The sequence below is a fragment of the Actinomadura sp. NPDC049753 genome (assembly GCF_040674655.1).
In the GTDB taxonomy this organism is placed as follows: Bacteria; Actinomycetota; Actinomycetes; order Streptosporangiales; family Streptosporangiaceae; genus Spirillospora; species Spirillospora verrucosospora.
On record NZ_JBFARL010000031.1, the window covers coordinates 1 to 16,066 of the forward strand.

14 protein-coding genes and 1 tRNA gene are annotated in these 16,066 nt (G+C 70.3%); 10 read left to right on the forward strand and 5 right to left on the reverse strand.

Features of this window, described 5'->3' with window-relative positions; all coding sequences use genetic code 11:
* Nucleotides 1-148 precede the first annotated feature (148 nt).
* Nucleotides 149-1,009 carry a hypothetical protein gene (locus tag AB0K37_RS11435; protein WP_363978392.1) on the forward strand — a complete coding sequence of 287 codons (861 nt, stop codon included), beginning with the start codon at nt 149-151 and terminating at the stop codon, nt 1,007-1,009.
* Nucleotides 1,010-1,025: 16 nt separating this feature from the next.
* Here AB0K37_RS11435 and AB0K37_RS11440 read toward each other — a convergent pair whose 3' ends face one another.
* A complete protein-coding gene (locus tag AB0K37_RS11440) occupies nt 1,026-1,700 on the reverse strand; it encodes a DUF6597 domain-containing transcriptional factor (protein WP_363978395.1) in 675 nt (224 codons plus the stop codon).
* A 74-nt stretch (nt 1,701-1,774) separates the two neighbouring features.
* On the opposite strand from AB0K37_RS11440, the gene AB0K37_RS11445 reads away from it, so the two are divergent.
* Together AB0K37_RS11445 and pyk are read left to right on the forward strand one after the other, a co-directional pair.
* A complete protein-coding gene (locus AB0K37_RS11445) occupies nt 1,775-2,332 on the forward strand; it encodes a type 1 glutamine amidotransferase domain-containing protein (protein ID WP_363978398.1) in 558 nt (185 codons plus the stop codon).
* Nucleotides 2,333-2,441: 109 nt separating this feature from the next.
* Nucleotides 2,442-3,872 carry a pyruvate kinase gene (pyk, locus tag AB0K37_RS11450; protein WP_363978401.1) on the forward strand — a complete coding sequence of 477 codons (1,431 nt, stop codon included), beginning with the start codon at nt 2,442-2,444 and terminating at the stop codon, nt 3,870-3,872.
* A 153-nt stretch (nt 3,873-4,025) separates the two neighbouring features.
* Here the strand turns inward: pyk and AB0K37_RS11455 are convergent, their stop codons facing one another.
* Both AB0K37_RS11455 and AB0K37_RS11460 read right to left on the reverse strand, forming a co-directional pair.
* Nucleotides 4,026-4,808, reverse strand: coding sequence for a helix-turn-helix domain-containing protein (locus tag AB0K37_RS11455; RefSeq protein WP_363978404.1), 783 nt, complete (start codon nt 4,806-4,808; stop codon nt 4,026-4,028).
* 98 nt (nt 4,809-4,906) lie between these two features.
* Nucleotides 4,907-4,979: transfer RNA gene (locus AB0K37_RS11460), tRNA-Leu, on the reverse strand.
* 102 nt (nt 4,980-5,081) lie between these two features.
* Here AB0K37_RS11460 and AB0K37_RS11465 point away from each other — a divergent pair.
* The 6 genes from AB0K37_RS11465 to AB0K37_RS11490 all read left to right on the forward strand — a co-directional run bounded on the left by AB0K37_RS11465 (nt 5,082) and on the right by AB0K37_RS11490 (nt 10,980).
* A complete protein-coding gene (locus AB0K37_RS11465; protein ID WP_345175375.1) occupies nt 5,082-5,684 on the forward strand; it encodes a response regulator in 603 nt (200 codons plus the stop codon).
* Between the two features lie 299 nt (nt 5,685-5,983).
* Nucleotides 5,984-7,144, forward strand: a complete 1,161-nt coding sequence (locus AB0K37_RS11470; protein ID WP_363978408.1) for a branched-chain amino acid ABC transporter substrate-binding protein — start codon at nt 5,984-5,986, stop codon at nt 7,142-7,144.
* Between the two features lie 105 nt (nt 7,145-7,249).
* Nucleotides 7,250-8,215, forward strand: coding sequence for a branched-chain amino acid ABC transporter permease (locus AB0K37_RS11475; RefSeq protein ID WP_363978411.1), 966 nt, complete (start codon nt 7,250-7,252; stop codon nt 8,213-8,215).
* Nucleotides 8,212-9,387 carry a branched-chain amino acid ABC transporter permease gene (locus tag AB0K37_RS11480; protein WP_363978413.1) on the forward strand — a complete coding sequence of 392 codons (1,176 nt, stop codon included), beginning with the start codon at nt 8,212-8,214 and terminating at the stop codon, nt 9,385-9,387. The genes AB0K37_RS11475 and AB0K37_RS11480 overlap by 4 nt, the downstream gene beginning before the upstream one ends.
* Before the next feature lie 47 nt (nt 9,388-9,434).
* The gene (locus tag AB0K37_RS11485; protein WP_185033662.1) at nt 9,435-10,175 is read left to right on the forward strand and encodes an ABC transporter ATP-binding protein; all 741 of its coding nucleotides are present in this window, start codon (nt 9,435-9,437) and stop codon (nt 10,173-10,175) included.
* Nucleotides 10,165-10,980, forward strand: coding sequence for an ABC transporter ATP-binding protein (locus AB0K37_RS11490; protein ID WP_363978416.1), 816 nt, complete (start codon nt 10,165-10,167; stop codon nt 10,978-10,980). Before AB0K37_RS11485 ends, AB0K37_RS11490 begins: the two co-directional genes overlap by 11 nt.
* A gap of 91 nt (nt 10,981-11,071) precedes the next feature.
* Here the strand turns inward: AB0K37_RS11490 and AB0K37_RS11495 are convergent, their stop codons facing one another.
* Both AB0K37_RS11495 and AB0K37_RS11500 read right to left on the reverse strand, forming a co-directional pair.
* Nucleotides 11,072-11,659 (reverse strand): DUF4352 domain-containing protein, encoded by a 588-nt coding sequence (locus AB0K37_RS11495; RefSeq protein WP_363978419.1) that lies wholly within the window; start codon nt 11,657-11,659, stop codon nt 11,072-11,074.
* 258 nt (nt 11,660-11,917) lie between these two features.
* Nucleotides 11,918-12,274, reverse strand: coding sequence for a hotdog fold thioesterase (locus tag AB0K37_RS11500; protein ID WP_363978523.1), 357 nt, complete (start codon nt 12,272-12,274; stop codon nt 11,918-11,920).
* A gap of 138 nt (nt 12,275-12,412) precedes the next feature.
* Between AB0K37_RS11500 and polA the strand changes: the two genes are divergently transcribed.
* Nucleotides 12,413-15,103: a DNA polymerase I gene (gene polA, locus AB0K37_RS11505; protein ID WP_363978422.1), complete on the forward strand. Its 2,691-nt coding sequence runs from the start codon at nt 12,413-12,415 to the stop codon at nt 15,101-15,103.
* The last annotated feature ends 963 nt before the right edge of the window (nt 15,104-16,066 follow it).

Below are 16,066 nucleotides of genomic sequence, written 5' to 3' on the forward strand. Positions count from 1 at the left end.
GGTCGGTCGTCTGCCCGGCGATCTTGGGCAACCAGAAGAAGGCCCGGCCACCCACCGCTGGGGTGGCCGGGCCCACCGCGCCGCCTCCCGCGACCCGCGTCCGATTCCTCCAAGACACCCGCCCGCCGCCCGCCCTAGCGTGACCGCCATGAAGGTCCTGCACCGAACCGGCCTCGCGCGCGCCGCGGAGTTCATGCGCCTCAACGGGCGCCTCATCGACCGGCACCGCTTCGCCCTCCACTTCCGCGGCGCCCCCGCCGCGCCCCTCCTCGCCGCCCTCCGGGCCTACGAGAACCCCGACGGCGGCTACGGGCACGCCCTCGAACCGGACCTGCGCGGCGAGGACAGCCAGCCCGTCCCCGCCCAGCACGCCCTGCAGATCCTCCACGAGGCGGGAGCCGACGACGACCCCGCCGTCACGCGCGTCGCGGACTACCTCGCCTCCATCACCGCCGACGGCGGAGGAGTGCCGTTCGTCCTGCCGACCGTCCGCGACGCCCCCCACGGCCCCTGGTGGCGGACGCCCGACGACCCGCCCGCAACGATCAACCCCACCGCGACCCTCGCCGGCATGCTCCACCGGGCCGGCGCCGACCACCCCTGGCTCGGACCCGCCACCGACTTCTGCTGGCGCTACCTGGAGACCCCCGGCGCCGAACCCGGCGCCTACGACGTCCTCGCCGTCCTGACCTTCCTCGACCACGTCCCCGACCGCGACCGCGCCGAGACCGCCTTCACCCGCGTCCGCGACCTCCTCGCCGCCCACGCCGCCAGCGACCACCAGGGACCGCTCGACTTCGCCCCCGCCCCCGGCGGGTACGGGCACCGGCTCTTCGACGCCGACGCCATCGACACCCGCCTCGACGCCCTCATCGACGAGCAGGACGACGACGGCGGCTGGGACGTCGCCTTCCCCATCTGGACCCCCGTCACCGGCCCCGAATGGCGCGGCCACGTCACCGTCGAACGCCTCATGACCCTCCGCGCCTACGGGCGCCTCAAGCCCTGACCGGTCCCGGAGGCGGTCACAGCAGGGTCCGGACGGGCTCACCCGCCAGGGCCCTCACCTCGTGCGCGAAATGGGCCTGGTCGGCGTAGCCCGCCGTGAACGCGACCTCCGCCAGCGGCCGGCCGGCCCGCGCCAGCCCCAGCGCCCGCTGGAACCGCAGCACCCGCTGCAGCGTCTTCGGCCCGTACCCGAACGCCGCCAGCGACCGACGCCGCAACTGCCGCTCACCCAGCCCGAGCGCGTCCGCCGCCTCGCGGACCGAGACCTCCGCCAGGCGCCCCGCCATCGCCGCGACGAGCGGATCCGCAGGCACCATCCGCGCCCGCAACGCCTCCACCAGCGCCGCGCGGCGGTCGCTCGCGGCCGCCACCGCCTCCGCCAGCCGGTCGGCCTCCCCGCCCCACAGATCCCGCAACGGAACCCGCCCGTCCCGCAGCGCGTCCGCCGGGACGCCCAGCACCGGCGGCGCCGCCCCCGGCGCGAACCGCACCGCCGCGAGCTCCTCGCCCGGCCGCACGACCGCCGGCATCGGGCCCGTGTCCGGCCCCGCCACCAGGATCCCGCCGCCCGTCCAGATGAGGTCCACGCAGCCGTCCGGGAGCACGCGCTGGACGAACGGCTCGGCGTCCGGCGGCAGCGCCGCCGTCCACGAGCACGCCAGGCCCGGCGTCCGGTACTCGCGGTAGCCCATGGGATTCACCCTTCCTGCATACCACCCGCGTTCCCGGGCAGGGCCTCCAGGACACCGACCAACGGAGGAGACCGATGCCGAACAACGATCTTCAGGGCAGGACCATCGCCTTCCTGTGCGCCCCCGAGGGCACCGAGCAGGTCGAGCTGACCGAGCCGTGGAAGGCCGTGGAGCAGGCCGGCGCCACCCCGCGCCTGGTCTCCACGCAGTCCGGCCAGCTCCAGGCCTTCGACCACCTGGACAAGGGCGACACCTTCCCCGTCGACACCACCGTCGACGCCTCCGACCCCGCCGAGTTCGACGGCCTCGTCCTGCCCGGCGGCGTGGCCAACCCCGACTTCCTGCGCACCGACCCCGGCGCGGTCGCGTTCGTCCGCTCGTTCTTCGACGCGGGCAAGCCCGTCGCCGTCATCTGCCACGGGCCGTGGACCCTCATCGAGGCCGACGTCGTCCGGGGGCGGACCATGACGTCCTGGCCGAGCCTGCGGACCGACCTGCGCAACGCGGGGGCCACCTGGGTGGACGAGGAGGTCAAGGTCTGCGAGGACGGTCCCAACGTCCTGGTCAGCAGCCGCAAGCCCGACGACCTCAAGGCCTTCTGCCAGGCCGCCGTGGAGGCGTTCAAACAGTGACGCGGCCACATGTGGTCTAGACCTCTGACCTAGACCACTGGGTGAACCCCGGGGGACCATATCCTGCACGAATATCCGTACCGACAAGTAACTAAGTACGGTTGTTGACGTGACCCGTCGAGCGAAGATCGTCAGCACCATCGGTCCGGCCTGCTCCAGCAGCGAGCAGATCAACGCCCTCGTCGAAGCCGGCATCGACGTCGCCCGCCTCAACATGAGCCATGGCGACTACGCCGTCCACGAAGAGGTCTACCACCGGATCCGCGCCGCCGCCGACGCCACCGGCCGCGGCGTCGGCATCCTCGCGGACCTGCAGGGACCCAAGATCCGGATCGGGCGCTTCCCCGACGGCCCCGTACGGCTCACCCTCGGCGACGAGTTCACCATCACCACCGACGACGTGCCCGGCACCCGCCGCGAGGTGTCCACCACCTACCAGGGGCTGCCGGGCGACGTCGGTCCCGGCGACACCGTCCTCATCGACGACGGCCGCGTCGCCCTCAAGGTCACCTCCGTCGAGGGCGCCCGCGTCCACACCACCGTCACCGTCGGCGGCATGGTGTCCGACAACAAGGGCCTCAACCTGCCCGGCGTCCCGGTCAGCGTCCCCGCCCTCACCGAGAAGGACGAGCGCGACCTGCGCTGGGCCCTGCGCCTCGGCGTCGACCTCGTCGCCCTGTCCTTCGTCCGCACCCCCGCCGACGCCGACATCTGCTACCAGATCATGGAAGAGGAGGGCATCCGCGTCCCCCTCATCGGCAAGATCGAGAAGCCGCAGGCCGTCGAGCGGCTCCCCGAGATCGTCGCCGCCTTCGACGGCATCATGGTGGCCCGCGGCGACCTCGGCGTCGAACTGCCCCTCGAACAGGTGCCGATCGTCCAGAAGCGCGCCATCGAGCTGTGCCGCGAGAAGGCCCGCCCGGTCATCGTCGCCACCCAGATGCTCGAATCCATGATCTCCGCGCCGCGCCCCACCCGCGCCGAGACCTCCGACGTCGCCAACGCCGTCTTCGAGGGCGCCGACGCCGTCATGCTCTCCGGCGAGACCAGCGTCGGCCAGTACCCCATCGAGTCCGTCCTCACGATGAGCCGCATCGTGCAGACCGCCGAGCAGGCCTCCCTCCAGGCCACCCACACCCTGGAGCGGATGCCCGAGACCGTCGGCGGCGCCATCGCCCGCGCCGCCGCCGAGGTCGGCGCGATCGTCGGAGCCGAGGCCCTCGCCGCCTTCACCATGTCCGGCGAGACCGCCCGGCGCCTGTCCCGCTACCGCTCGCCGATCCCCCTGCTCGCCTTCACCTCCGTGCCCGCCGTCCGCGGCCGGCTCGCCCACGTCTGGGGCGTCGAGACCTTCATCGTCCCGCAGGTCGACCACACCGACACCATGGTCCGCCAGGTGGAGCAGGCCCTCCTCGAACTCGGCCGGTTCCAGAAGGGCGACAAGATCGTCGTCGTCGCCGGCTCGCCCCCCGGCACCCCCGGCTCGACGAACGCCCTGCGCGTGCACAGCCTCGGCGACGCCATCGCCATCCCCCACTGACCACCACCCCTGCCGGGCACCGCGCGACCCGCACCCCGCGCGGTGCCCGGCTCCTTTCTCCCCTTCCACGCCCGGCCCCGGCGGACCTCGCGCGGCACGCGCCAATCACCGCCCGGTCTCAATTCCGCGACGCTCCGGAAACCCGCCGCGCCCTCAGTGCTTCGGCCCGACGAACGCGTCCAGCCGCGCCACCGCCTCCCTTCTCGCGACCGAGATGTTCTTCGCGTTCATCTGGGTCCACGCGACCCCGAGCCGATCAAGCGCACCGGTGAACAACCCCTGGATGTCCAGCGACACGCTCGTGAAGTTGTAGCGGGGGTACTCGTACCATCGATCTTCGTTCTTGAGCGGCCGCCGGACGCGGTTGATGAAGCGACACCCGTCGGAGTGGAGCAGCCCGCGGACGAACTCCTCGGCGAACTCGTCCACGATCTCCTGCTGCCAGGGATGGAGTTCTATCTTCCGCTCGTGCTTCTTGCCCGGCCCATGCTGGGGGAAGAAGCAGGGCCAGTGCTTGGAGTGGCTGTTGACCTCGACGCACCCGACCCGCTGGATGATCCGTACCCTGTTCCCCGGCCGGACGGCGCCGACGGCCGCAACGCACTGATCGATCAACCCGGGCCAGGCGTCGGCGCAGGCGATCCGGAGAGCCCAGATCGTCTTTCTGCGGTCGCCCACGGGGCTTATGCAGCCGTCGCCCAGATAGAGGCCGAGGAGATAGGCGTAGGAGTCTTTCGGTTCGGGCGGCCGGGGTAATGCCGTGCACCGCGGGCAGTCTCGGTGGGGCTGGACGTAGAGATCGCGTCCTTCTTCAGTTCGCAGAAGCCATTCGCGGATCGCGCCACGCGAAATGCCCGTCCGGCGGCTGACGTCGCTGATCGTGAGGCCCTGTTCCAGCAGCGCGAGAGCGTGACGACGCACGGTGGTGTCATACATGCGCTCAGTGTCGCGAGAGGCTACGACAAAACCGTGCCGGCCGGGAGAGGCGCTAATGGGGGACGGCGAAAGCCGATTTGGACCGCTTTGCGGAGAGGTGCCCCGAGTGGGATTCGAACCCACACTTGATGTGGTTTGAGCACATTGCCTCTGCCATTGGGCTATCGGGGCTAATGTCCTGATAATTTGGACATCTAGGTTGTTCGTGAGGGACGGGCTCTACGGGTAGCCCTGGCGGGGACCAGGGTAGCGGGTTTCGGTAGGCTCGTGGGCGTGGAGAGCGCTCGGCGGGTTGTGATCGCGGAAGACGAGGCCCTGATCAGGCTGGACCTGAAGGAGATGCTTCAGGAGGACGGCTACGAGGTGGTCGGGGAGGCCGGGGACGGTGAGACGGCCGTCCGGCTTGCCGGGGAGCTGAAGCCCGACCTCGTGATCCTCGATGTGAAGATGCCCGTGCTGGACGGCATCTCGGCGGCCGAGCGGATCTCAGCGGAGCGGATCGCGCCGGTGGTGATCCTGACCGCGTTCTCCCAGCGCGAGCTCGTCCAGCGGGCGACCGACGCGGGCGCGATGGCCTATCTCGTCAAGCCGTTCTCCAAGACCGACCTCACGCCGGCGATCGAGATGGCGGTCAGCCGGTACACCGAGCTGCGCGCGCTGGAGGCCGAGGTCGCGGGGCTGCAGGAGCGGCTGGACACGCGCAAGGTGGTCGACCGCGCCAAGGGGCTGCTGCAGCAGGCGCACGGGTGGTCCGAGCCCGAGGCGTTCCGGTGGATCCAGAAGACCTCGATGGACCGGCGGCTCACGATGCGGGCCGTCGCCGAGGCGGTCGTGGCGGGCGCCTCCGGAGGCCGGGACGAGCCCGCCGCGGGCTGACTCCTCAGCGCGGTCGAACGCCCGGTTGTCAAGGTCCAAAGCGAAGGTACCGGACCGGGCCGTTGACGTCACGTTTCGTAATCGTCCCAGGCAATGCCCGGTATCGGATGGGCACAGGGGAGTAACGAACGAGTAACCCTTCGATCCGGGGGTCCTGCTCTGGGGTGGGTCGACGGTGTACGACATACCTGGTCCCCGAGTGACCGGTTTCCTCCTTTCGGGGGGGTCGGCGTCGGGGCTTCACTCGTACCCGATCCACCCGGATCCGGATGGAAAGGTTGGGCACCTTGCGGCGCAACATGATGAGGATCACCGGCGCGGTTGCGGTGAGCGCGGCGCTCGCGCTCAGCGCCGTGGCGTGCGGTGACGGCGATAGCGACTCCGGCAACGGCAACGAGGTCACGATCGGGTTCATGGGTGACCTGACCGGTGAGAACTCGGGCCTGGTGATCCCGCCCAAGCAGGGCGCGCAGCTGGCCATCGAGCAGTACAACGCCACGAACCCGAAGGTCAAGATCAAGTTCAAGACCTACGACAGCCAGGGCAAGCCGGAGCAGGCGACGACGCTGGCGCAGGGCGCCATCAAGAACGACAAGATCGCCGGCCTCATCGGCCCCGCGTTCTCCGGTGAGTCGCAGAGCGTCGCCCCGATCCTCGAAGAGGCCAAGGTCCCGAGCGTGTCGCCGTCCGCGACCAACATCACGCTCGGCGAGAAGGGCTGGAAGTACTGGCACCGGGTGGTGGCCGACGACGCCGTGCAGAGCGAGGGCGCCGCGAACTTCCTGGTGAACTCGGTGAAGGCGAAGAAGCTCTTCACGGTGTCGGACAACCAGGACTACGGCAAGGGCCTCGCCGACGCCATCGGCAAGGCCGCCGGCGCCAAGGGCGTGCAGACCCAGACCGACGCGGTCGACGACAAGGCGACGGACTACTCCTCGACCGTCAACAAGATCAACCAGTTCAAGCCGGACGCGGTCTACTTCGGCGGCTACTACGCGGTGGCGGGCCGGCTGTTCAAGCAGCTCCGCGAGGCGGGCTACAAGGGCAAGATGATGTCCGGCGACGGCTCGCTGGCGACCGGCCTGATCGAGGGCGCCGGCCAGGAGAACGCGCAGGGCGCGCTGCTGAGCTGCGGCTGCCTGATCGATGCCGAGGGCAAGACGAACCCGAAGGCCAAGAAGTTCGCCGACGACTACAAGGCGAAGTTCAACTCCGAGGTCGCCATCTACTCGACCGAGGGCTTCGACGCGGCGACGGCGTTCATCGAGGCGGTCAAGGCCGGCAAGACCTCGCCGGAGGACATCAACAGCTTCCTGAAGACCGAGGACATCCAGGGCGTCGGCAAGCAGATCAAGTTCGCCGAGAACGGCGAGCTGGCGGCCAAGGACATCTTCATCTACGAGGTGAAGGACAACAAGCTGCCGCTGCTCGGCAACAGCAACGAAGCGAAGGTCTCGTAGGCGTCACCACGCCCCGGACCGACCGCCCCCGTCCCGGGGGCCCCTGATGGCGCGGGAGCGGGAGCGCTACAGCGCTCCCGCTCCTTTTGACGAAGGCGACCGAAGGTGCTCGACGACTTCATCAATCAATTCTGGCCGTCGACCGTCGACGGGCTGGCGCTGGGCGCGATCTACGCGCTGCTGGCGCTGGGCTACACGATGGTCTACGGCGTGCTCCGGCTGATCAACTTCGCGCACGCCGACATCTTCATGGTCGGCACGTTCGCCGCGCTGTGGACGGTGCGAACCCTGGACGTGTCCGCGGTGGGCGGCGTCGCGCTGATCGGCGTGGTGGCGCTCATGGCGGTCGTCGGCGGCGCGGTCGCGGGCGGCGGCGCGATGCTGCTGGAGGTGGCGGCCTACCGGCCGCTGCGCAAACGGGGGGCGTCGAGACTCGCGGCGCTGATCTCGGCGATCGGCGCGTCGATCTTCATTCAGCAGCTGATGGGCACGGTGCTGATCCACAAGGTGTTCGGGACGTCGAAGGAGGGCGGCAAGCTCGACGTCAACGAGCACTTCAAGAAGCTGTCGGACGTCGTGGACGTCGGCCCGATCCTGATCCGCAACGACCAGTTGATCGTCTTCGTGGGCGCGGTGCTCATGATGATCGCGCTGGACCAGTTCGTGAACCGCACGAAGCTCGGCCGGGGGATCCGCTCGACGGCGCAGGACCCGGAGACGGCCGTGCTGATGGGCGTGAACATCGACCGGGTGGTGCAGGTGACGTTCCTGGTCGGCGGGGTGATGGCCGGCGTGGCGGCGGCGCTGTACTTCCTGCGCTTCGAGAGCACGAACTACTTCGTCGGCTTCCTGCTCGGCATCAAGGCGTTCACGGCGGCGGTGCTCGGCGGCATCGGCAACATCCGGGGCGCACTGGTCGGCGGCTTCACCCTCGGGCTGCTGGAGATGTACGGTTCGAGCTTCTTCGGTTCCCAGTGGCGCGACGTGGTCGCGTTCTCCGTGCTGATCTTGGTCCTGATGTTCCGTCCCACCGGCATTCTCGGTGAGTCCCTCCAGCAGGCGCGCGCATGAACCTCACGAAGAACGGAAACGGCAACGGCGGCGCGGGCGGTCTCCGCTCGGCGCGCGACATGTTCTCCCTGGATCCGCTGCGCGACTGGTGGGGTTCGGCTCCCGGCGCGGTGCGGTGGGCCGTCTACCTCCTGCTGATCGTCGGCGCGCTGCTGCTGCCGAGCGAGGCGATCGGCTCGTTCATGGCGCCGAGCGGCAGCGACTGGCCGTCGATGCTGAGCAGCCAGATCGCGATCTACGTGCTGCTGGCGATCGGGCTGAACGTGGTGGTCGGCATGGCCGGTCTCCTCGACCTCGGTTACGTGGCGTTCTACGCGGTCGGCGGCTACACGATGGCCATCTTCGCGACGCGCTACGAGTGGAACTTCTGGGAGTCGCTGGGGCTGGCGATCGGGTTCTCGGCGCTGGCGGGGGTCATCCTCGGCGCGCCGACGCTGCGGCTGCGCGGCGACTACCTGGCGATCGTGACGCTCGGCTTCGGTGAGATCGTCAAGCGGACGGCGAACAACAGCTCGTACGTGAACGGCCCGCGCGGCGTGCAGGGGATCCCGCATCCGCCGTCGCTGTCGGAGTTCGAGATCCTGGGCGTCCAGCCGCTGAAGTACGGGCTGCTGGACGCGCGGCCGTACTACTACCTGCTGGTGCTGTTCATCATCATCGCGATCGTCTTCGTGAAGCGGCTGGAGCGGTCGCGGGTGGGCCGCGCGTGGGCGTCGATCCGGGAGGACGAGGACGCGGCGGAGCTGATGGGCGTGCCGACGTTCAAGTTCAAGCTGGCGGCGTTCGCGATCGGCGCGGCGATCGGCGGCAGCGGCGGCGTGGTGTTCGCCGGGCAGATCACCTCGATCAACCCGCAGAACTTCGAGTTCCTCGTCTCGGCGCTGATCCTGGCCGGCGTGGTGCTGGGCGGCTCGGGCAACCTGCCGGGCGTGATGCTGGGCGCCGCGGTGCTGGCGTGGCTGCCGGAGCGGTTCCGGTTCCTGCACGACTACCGGATGCTGATCTTCGGTGCCGCGCTCGTCGTGATGATGATCTTCCGTCCGGAGGGTCTGTGGCCGTCGCGGCAGCGGAAGGCGGAGCTGGCCGAGGGCACCGGCGGCATGGGCAGCATGGGCGCCGAGGTGGCCGGTCCGGGCCAGTCGGACGCGGCCGCCGTGGAGGAGGGCAAGTGAGCGAGGCGAAGGGCGCGTCGCCCGTCCTTGAGCTGCGGGACGTCGTCATGAGGTTCGGCGGCGTGGTCGCGCTCAACAAGGTGGACATCACGATCCGCGAGGGTGAGATCTTCGCGCTGATCGGCCCGAACGGGGCGGGGAAGACGACGGTGTTCAACGTGACCACCGGCGTCTACCGGCCGACCGAGGGGCAGGTGGTGTTCCGCGGGAAGCGCATCGACGGCAAGAAGCGCTACGTCGTGACGAAGCTGGGTGTGGCGCGCACGTTCCAGAACGTGCGGCTGTTCCACAACATGACGGCGCTGGAGAACGTCATGGTGGGCGCGGACGCGCACCACCGGACGGGGTTCGTCGGGGCGGCGCTCGGGCTTCCGTGGCACCGCCGCGAGGAGCGCCGCGGGCGCGAGCGGGCGCGGGAGCTGCTGGAGCTGGTGGGGATCCCGCACCGCGGCGAGGAGGCTGCGAAGAACCTGCCGTACGGCGACCAGCGGCGGCTGGAGATCGCCCGGGCGCTGGCGACCGAGCCGAAGCTGCTGCTGCTGGACGAGCCGGCGGCGGGCATGAACCCGGCGGAGAAGGTGGCGCTGCAGCAGCTGATCCGCGACATCCGGGACACCGGCGTGACGGTGCTGCTGATCGAGCACGACATGAGCCTGGTCATGGGCATCAGCGACCGGGTCGCGGTGCTGGACTTCGGTCAGAAGATCGCGGACGGCCTGCCGGCCGAGGTGCAGAACGACCCGCGGGTCATCGAGGCGTATCTGGGGGCTCCGGCCGATGCTTCTTGAGATCAGTGACATCCACGTCCACTACGGGAAGATCGCCGCGCTGAAGGGCATCACCGCGGAGGTCGGCCAGGGGGAGATCGTCACGCTGATCGGCGCGAACGGCGCCGGGAAGACGACGACCCTGAAGACGATCTCGGGGCTGCGGGGCCTGTCGTCGGGCGCGATCAGGTTCGACGGCGAGGACATCAGCAGGATGCCCGGGCACAAGCGGGTGCTGGTCGGCATCGGGCAGGCGCCGGAGGGCCGGGGGATCTTCCCCGGCATGACGGTGGAGGAGAACCTGCTGATGGGCGCCTACGCCCGCAAGGACGACCCCGCCAAGGAGCTGGCCGAGGCGTTCGAGCTGTTCCCGCGGCTGGCCGAGCGCCGCAAGCAGCTGGGCGGCACGATGTCGGGCGGCGAGCAGCAGATGCTCGCGATCGGGCGGGCGCTGATGGCCAAGCCGAAGGTGCTGCTGCTGGACGAGCCGTCGATGGGGCTGGCGCCCATGCTCGTCCAGCAGATCTTCTCGATCATCCAGGAGATCAACCGGCGCGGCACGACGGTGCTGCTGGTGGAGCAGAACGCGCAGCAGGCGCTGCAGATCGCGCACCGGGCGTACGTGCTGGAGACCGGCCGGGTGGTCAAGTCGGCGCCGGCGGCGGAGCTGCTGGACGACCCGGAGGTCCGGGCCGCCTACCTGGGCGGCGAGCTGGGCGACGGCGCCGCTCCGGCGGCCGGGGAGGCCGGTCCGGCGTCCGAGGGCCCGGCCGAGGATCCGGCCGAGGGTTCCGGGGGCGGCTCCGGCGAGGAGTCCGCGAAGTAGCGGCGCGTCCGAGCGCGTCAGGCCCGCTCGGCCCGGTTCGTCCGGGTCGGGCGGGCCTCGCGCGTCGCGGGGTCCTTGCGCGTCGCGGGGGTCAGGGCAGTCGGATCTCCGCCGGGGCTGGGTCGGTCGTGGCGCCGACGGGCGGGGAGCCGTACAACCGGACGGACTTGGTCCTGGCGCCGCGGGGGACGTCGAACCACAGGTCGAACTCGACGCGCATGGACGCCCCGACCGAGAGCCGCTCCGGCTGCCGTTTGATCATGGTGGCGTTGACGTCGGGGGAGTAGGTCCTGCCGTCGGTCGTGACGAGCCGCTGCCGCCAGGTGTCGAAGACCTGGATGTCGCGTCCGGTGTTGACGGCCAGGACGCGCACGCGGGTGAAGGCGCCCTTGGCGTTCATGGAGGCGTGGGTGCCCATGACGTCGGTCATGGCCTCGCGGAAGCCGACGACGGTGAACCGCATGTCGGCGCTCCTGCCCGTCTTGCCCTCGGGGACGGCCTCGCCCTCCCGCGCCTTCTCGGCGGGGATCTTGTAGTCGGGGAGGGATGTGGCCTGCCCGGAGCCGGAGCACCCCGCGAGCGGGAGGGCCGCGGCGAGGGCGAGCGCGGCGCCCGCGAGGACGGTGCTCGCACGGCGCAGGGGGCGCGGGCCGGGGGTGCGCGTGTCAGCGTGGCGCATGCTCGGACGGTACGTCCGGGGCCTGGGACGGGTGAACGGGCGGGATCGTTTCGCAACGCAACCGCAACCGGTGATGAACCTACGCCGGTGTCGGGCGGCGGCGACCGACCCCGGACATGCGTTGACCCGGGGTCACCTTTGGGGCCGTACGAACCTTCCCCGGGCGCGTACGTTGTCTACTCGGTGACCCCGGGCCGGTCTGATCCACGCTACAGACCCGGGGGCGCGCATCGCAAAGAAAGCGCGGATCACGCCGTGTCAGCGGCCGGGCGGGGCGTCGCGCAGCATGCAGGTGAGGCGCGCGGTGCAGACCCGCCGGTCCTGGTCGTCGGTGATGACGATGTCGTAGGTGGCGAGGGTGCGGCCCCCGTGCGCGCGGGTCGCCACGCCCGTGACGTGCCCGTCGGTGGCGGACCGGTGGTGGGTGGCGTTGATCTCGATCCCGACGGCGATGCGGTCCGGGCCCGCGTGCAGGGCCGCGCCCACCGAGCCCAGGGACTCGGCCAGCACGCAGGAGGCGCCGCCGTGCAGCAGCCCGTACGGCTGGGTGTTGCCCTTGACCGGCATCCGCCCCACGACGCGCTCGGCCGAGGCCTCCAGGTACTCGACGCCCATGTTCTTCGCCAGGTCGCCGTGCGCGTCGAACTCCTCCCCCGCGAGGATCTTCGCGCCCAGGTCCTCCGGGCTCGCGCCGTCGGTGTCAGTCACTTACGCCTCCACAAAACTGTCGTACGCGCAGACTAGAGTCCTGGTGTGGCGACCTCACCAACGACCCCTGACAAGCGCGACCGGCTACTGCTGCTCGACGGCCACTCCCTGGCCTACCGGGCGTTCTTCGCATTGCCCGTGGAGAACTTCTCCACGACCGACGGGCAGCCGACCAACGCCGTGTACGGCTTCACCTCGATGCTCATCAACGTGCTGCGCGACGAGCAGCCGTCCCACATCGCGGTGGCGTTCGACCGCTCCGAGCCGACGTTCCGGCACGAGCAGTACGTGGAGTACAAGGCGGGCCGGCAGAAGACGCCCGACGAGTTCCGCAGCCAGGTCAGCCTGATCTTCGAGGTGCTGGACGCGCTGCGCATCCCGCGGCTGTCGGTCGCCGGGTTCGAGGCCGACGACATCATCGCCACGCTGTCCGTCCAGGCCACCCGCGCGGGGATGCAGACCCTCATCGTCACCGGCGACCGCGACGCGTTCCAGCTGGTCGACGACTCGGTGACGATCCTGTACCCCGTCCGCGGGGTGTCGGAGCTCGCCCGGATGGACCCCGCCGCCGTCGAGGCCAAGTACGGCGTCCCGCCCGAGCGGTACCGCGAGCTCGCCGCCCTCGTGGGGGAGAGCAGCGACAACCTGCCCGGCGTGCCCGGCGTCGGCCCGAAGACCGCCGCCAAGTGGCTCAACAAGTACGGCGACCTCGACACCCTCGTGAACCGCGTCGACGAGATCAAGGGCAAGGCCGGCGACAACCTGCGCGAGCACCTGTCCGGCGTGCTGCGCAACCAGCAGATCAACAAGCTCGACTGCGAGGTCGGCCTGGAGCTGACGCCGCCGCAGCTCGCGATGGGCCAGTGGGACCGCGAGGAGATCCACACCCTGTTCGACTCGCTGCAGTTCCGCGTCCTGCGCGAACGGCTGTACTCCTCGATCTCGGCCGCCGAGCCCGAGGCCGAGGAGGGCTTCGACGTCGAGGTGGAGTCCCTCGACCCCGGCGCCCTCGGCGCCTGGCTCGACGCCAACACCGCCGAGCGGATCGGCGTCGCCGTCACCGGCACCTGGGGCCGCGGCACCGGCGAGATCACCGCGCTGGCGCTGGCGTCCGGCAAGGGCCCCGCCGTCCACCTCGACCCGGCCGAGCTGATCGAGGACGACGAGCGCGCCCTCGCCGCCTACCTCGCCGACCCCGCCCGCCCCAAGGCGATCCACGAGGCCAAGGGCCCGATGCTGGCGTTCGCCGCGCGCGGCATGCGGCTGGAGGGCGTCACCAGCGACACCGCGCTCGCCGCCTACCTCGCGCTCCCCGGCCAGCGCACGTTCGACCTCGCCGACCTCGTCCTGCGCTACCTCCACCGCGAGCTGCGCAGCGAGACCGAGGACTCCGGCCAGCTGACCCTGGACGGCTCCGGGGAGGAAGAGGCCGCCGAAGCCCTCGCCGTCCGCGCCCGCGCCGTCACCGAGCTCGCCGACGTCCTCGACAAGGACCTCGACAAGCGCGGCGCCACCCGCCTCCTGCGCGAGGTCGAGCTGCCGCTGGTCGGCGTCCTCGCCGCCATGGAACGCGCCGGCATCGCCGTCGACGCCGACCACCTGGCGGGCCTGTCGGCGTCCCTGGGCGGCCAGGTCAAGGAGCAGGAGCAGCTCGCCCACGCCGCCGTCGGGCGCGAGTTCAACCTCGGCTCGCCCAAGCAGGTCCAGCAGGTCCTGTTCGACGAGCTGAACCTGCCCAAGACCAAGCGCACCAAGACCGGCTACACCACCGACTCCGAGGCCCTCACGACCCTCCTGGAGAAGGACGGCCACCCCGTCCTGGAGCACATCCTGCGGTGGCGGGAGGTCGCCAAGCTCAAGAGCATCGTCGACTCCCTGATCCCCATGGCCGACGACGCCGGCCGCATCCACACCACGTTCAACCAGATGATCGCCGCCACCGGCCGGCTGTCCTCCACCGACCCCAACCTGCAGAACATCCCCATCCGCACCGCCGAAGGCCGCCAGATCCGCGAGGCCTTCGTCGTCGGCGACGGCTACGAGTCCCTCCTCACCGCCGACTACTCCCAGATCGAGCTGCGCATCATGGCGCACCTCTCCGAGGACGACGCGCTCCTGGAGGCCTTCGGCTCCGGCGCCGACTTCCACACCATCACCGCGTCCCGCGTCTTCGGCCTCCCGCCCGAGCAGATCGACTCCGAACTGCGCGCACGCATCAAGGCCATGAACTACGGCCTCGCCTACGGCCTGTCCGCCTACGGCCTCTCCCAGCAGCTGCGGATCTCCCCGGACGAGGCGCGCGGCCTCATGGAGGAGTACTTCGAACAGTTCGGCGGCGTCCGCGACTACCTCCGCGACATCGTCGCCAAAGCCCGCCAGGAGGGCTACACCGAGACCATCCTCGGCCGCCGCCGCTACCTGCCCGACCTCAACTCCGACAACCGCCAGCGCCGCGAAATGGCCGAACGCATGGCCCTCAACGCCCCCATCCAGGGCTCGGCCGCCGACATCATCAAGGTCGCCAGCCTCAACGTCGACCGCGCCCTCCGCGACGCCGGCCTCACCTCCCGGATGCTCCTCCAAGTCCACGACGAACTCGTCTTCGAAGTCGCCCCAGGCGAACTCGACGACCTGAAAACCCTCGTCAGCACCCAGATGGCCGCCGCCTACGAACTACGCGCCCCCCTGAGCGTCTCCATGGGCACCGGCCGCACCTGGCAGGACGCTGCTCATTAAATTGCTTTTTTCTCCTCCTTCGGGCCTGGCGGCCCTCCATCGTCGATAAAAGCGGGCGATCGCTGGCATCGCTCCGTCTCGCCTTGCGGCTCGCTGCGCGATCAGGTTCTCGCTTCGCTTGAACCTGCCTTCGGACGCGATCGCGACCATTGAGGTTGTTGAGGGGTTGCGGTGGGGGCTGGGGTTGTTGTGCTGTGTTTTTTGCAGTGCTCTCCTGCTTCGGGGCTGGTGGTCCCCCGTCGTCGAGTACTGGGGGCGATGGCTGGTATCGCTTCGTCTCGCCTGGCGGCTCGCTGCGCGATCAGGTTCTCGCTTCGCTTGAACCTGCCTTCGGACGCGTTTGCGGGTTCTGGTTGGTGTGGGGCCCTGGGACGGGTGATGTGGGCACAGTGGTGGGTGCTGGGTGGTGTGCGCGGCTCAAACTGTGCGGGGCGCTGCTGGCCCGGCTGCTGTGCGGGTGGGGCCGCGCTCGGTGGTGGTGGCAGTCGCCTACGAGCTGGTCTTCTCGGTTCTGCGGGGCGCACGGGCACCGTCATTGGTGTTCGCGGTGATGCCGCGGGCCGTGGACGCGGGCGTTGAGTTCGTTCCGCTCGGCGGGGCGTGCGGGCTCGTGGCGGTCGGAGGCGGCTTGGTGGTGAGTGCTCTCAATGTTGGCTGCGGCACCGGCATGACTGCCGGCTGTGCATCGCGGTCGGGTGGTGGGTAGGCGGGGCGCTGCGCCGCTTCTCATCGGGCACGCACGTTCTGCGGAAGGTGGAACACCGCTTGGGCTCTTCCCCCGATGGGGTGGCTGAGGGGCGCTTCGGTTGGCTGCCTGCGCTGATCGGCGCGGTGGGGTGAGTTGTCGCCGCGGTTCTGGATCGGAGTGAGGGCGTCGGGTGCCGGGGGCGCGGGGTTTGGTCTTCCGTATCTGTCAGCGTGCGCCGTTCTGCTGGGAGGCGGTGTTTTGGGCCGTCGTGCCTT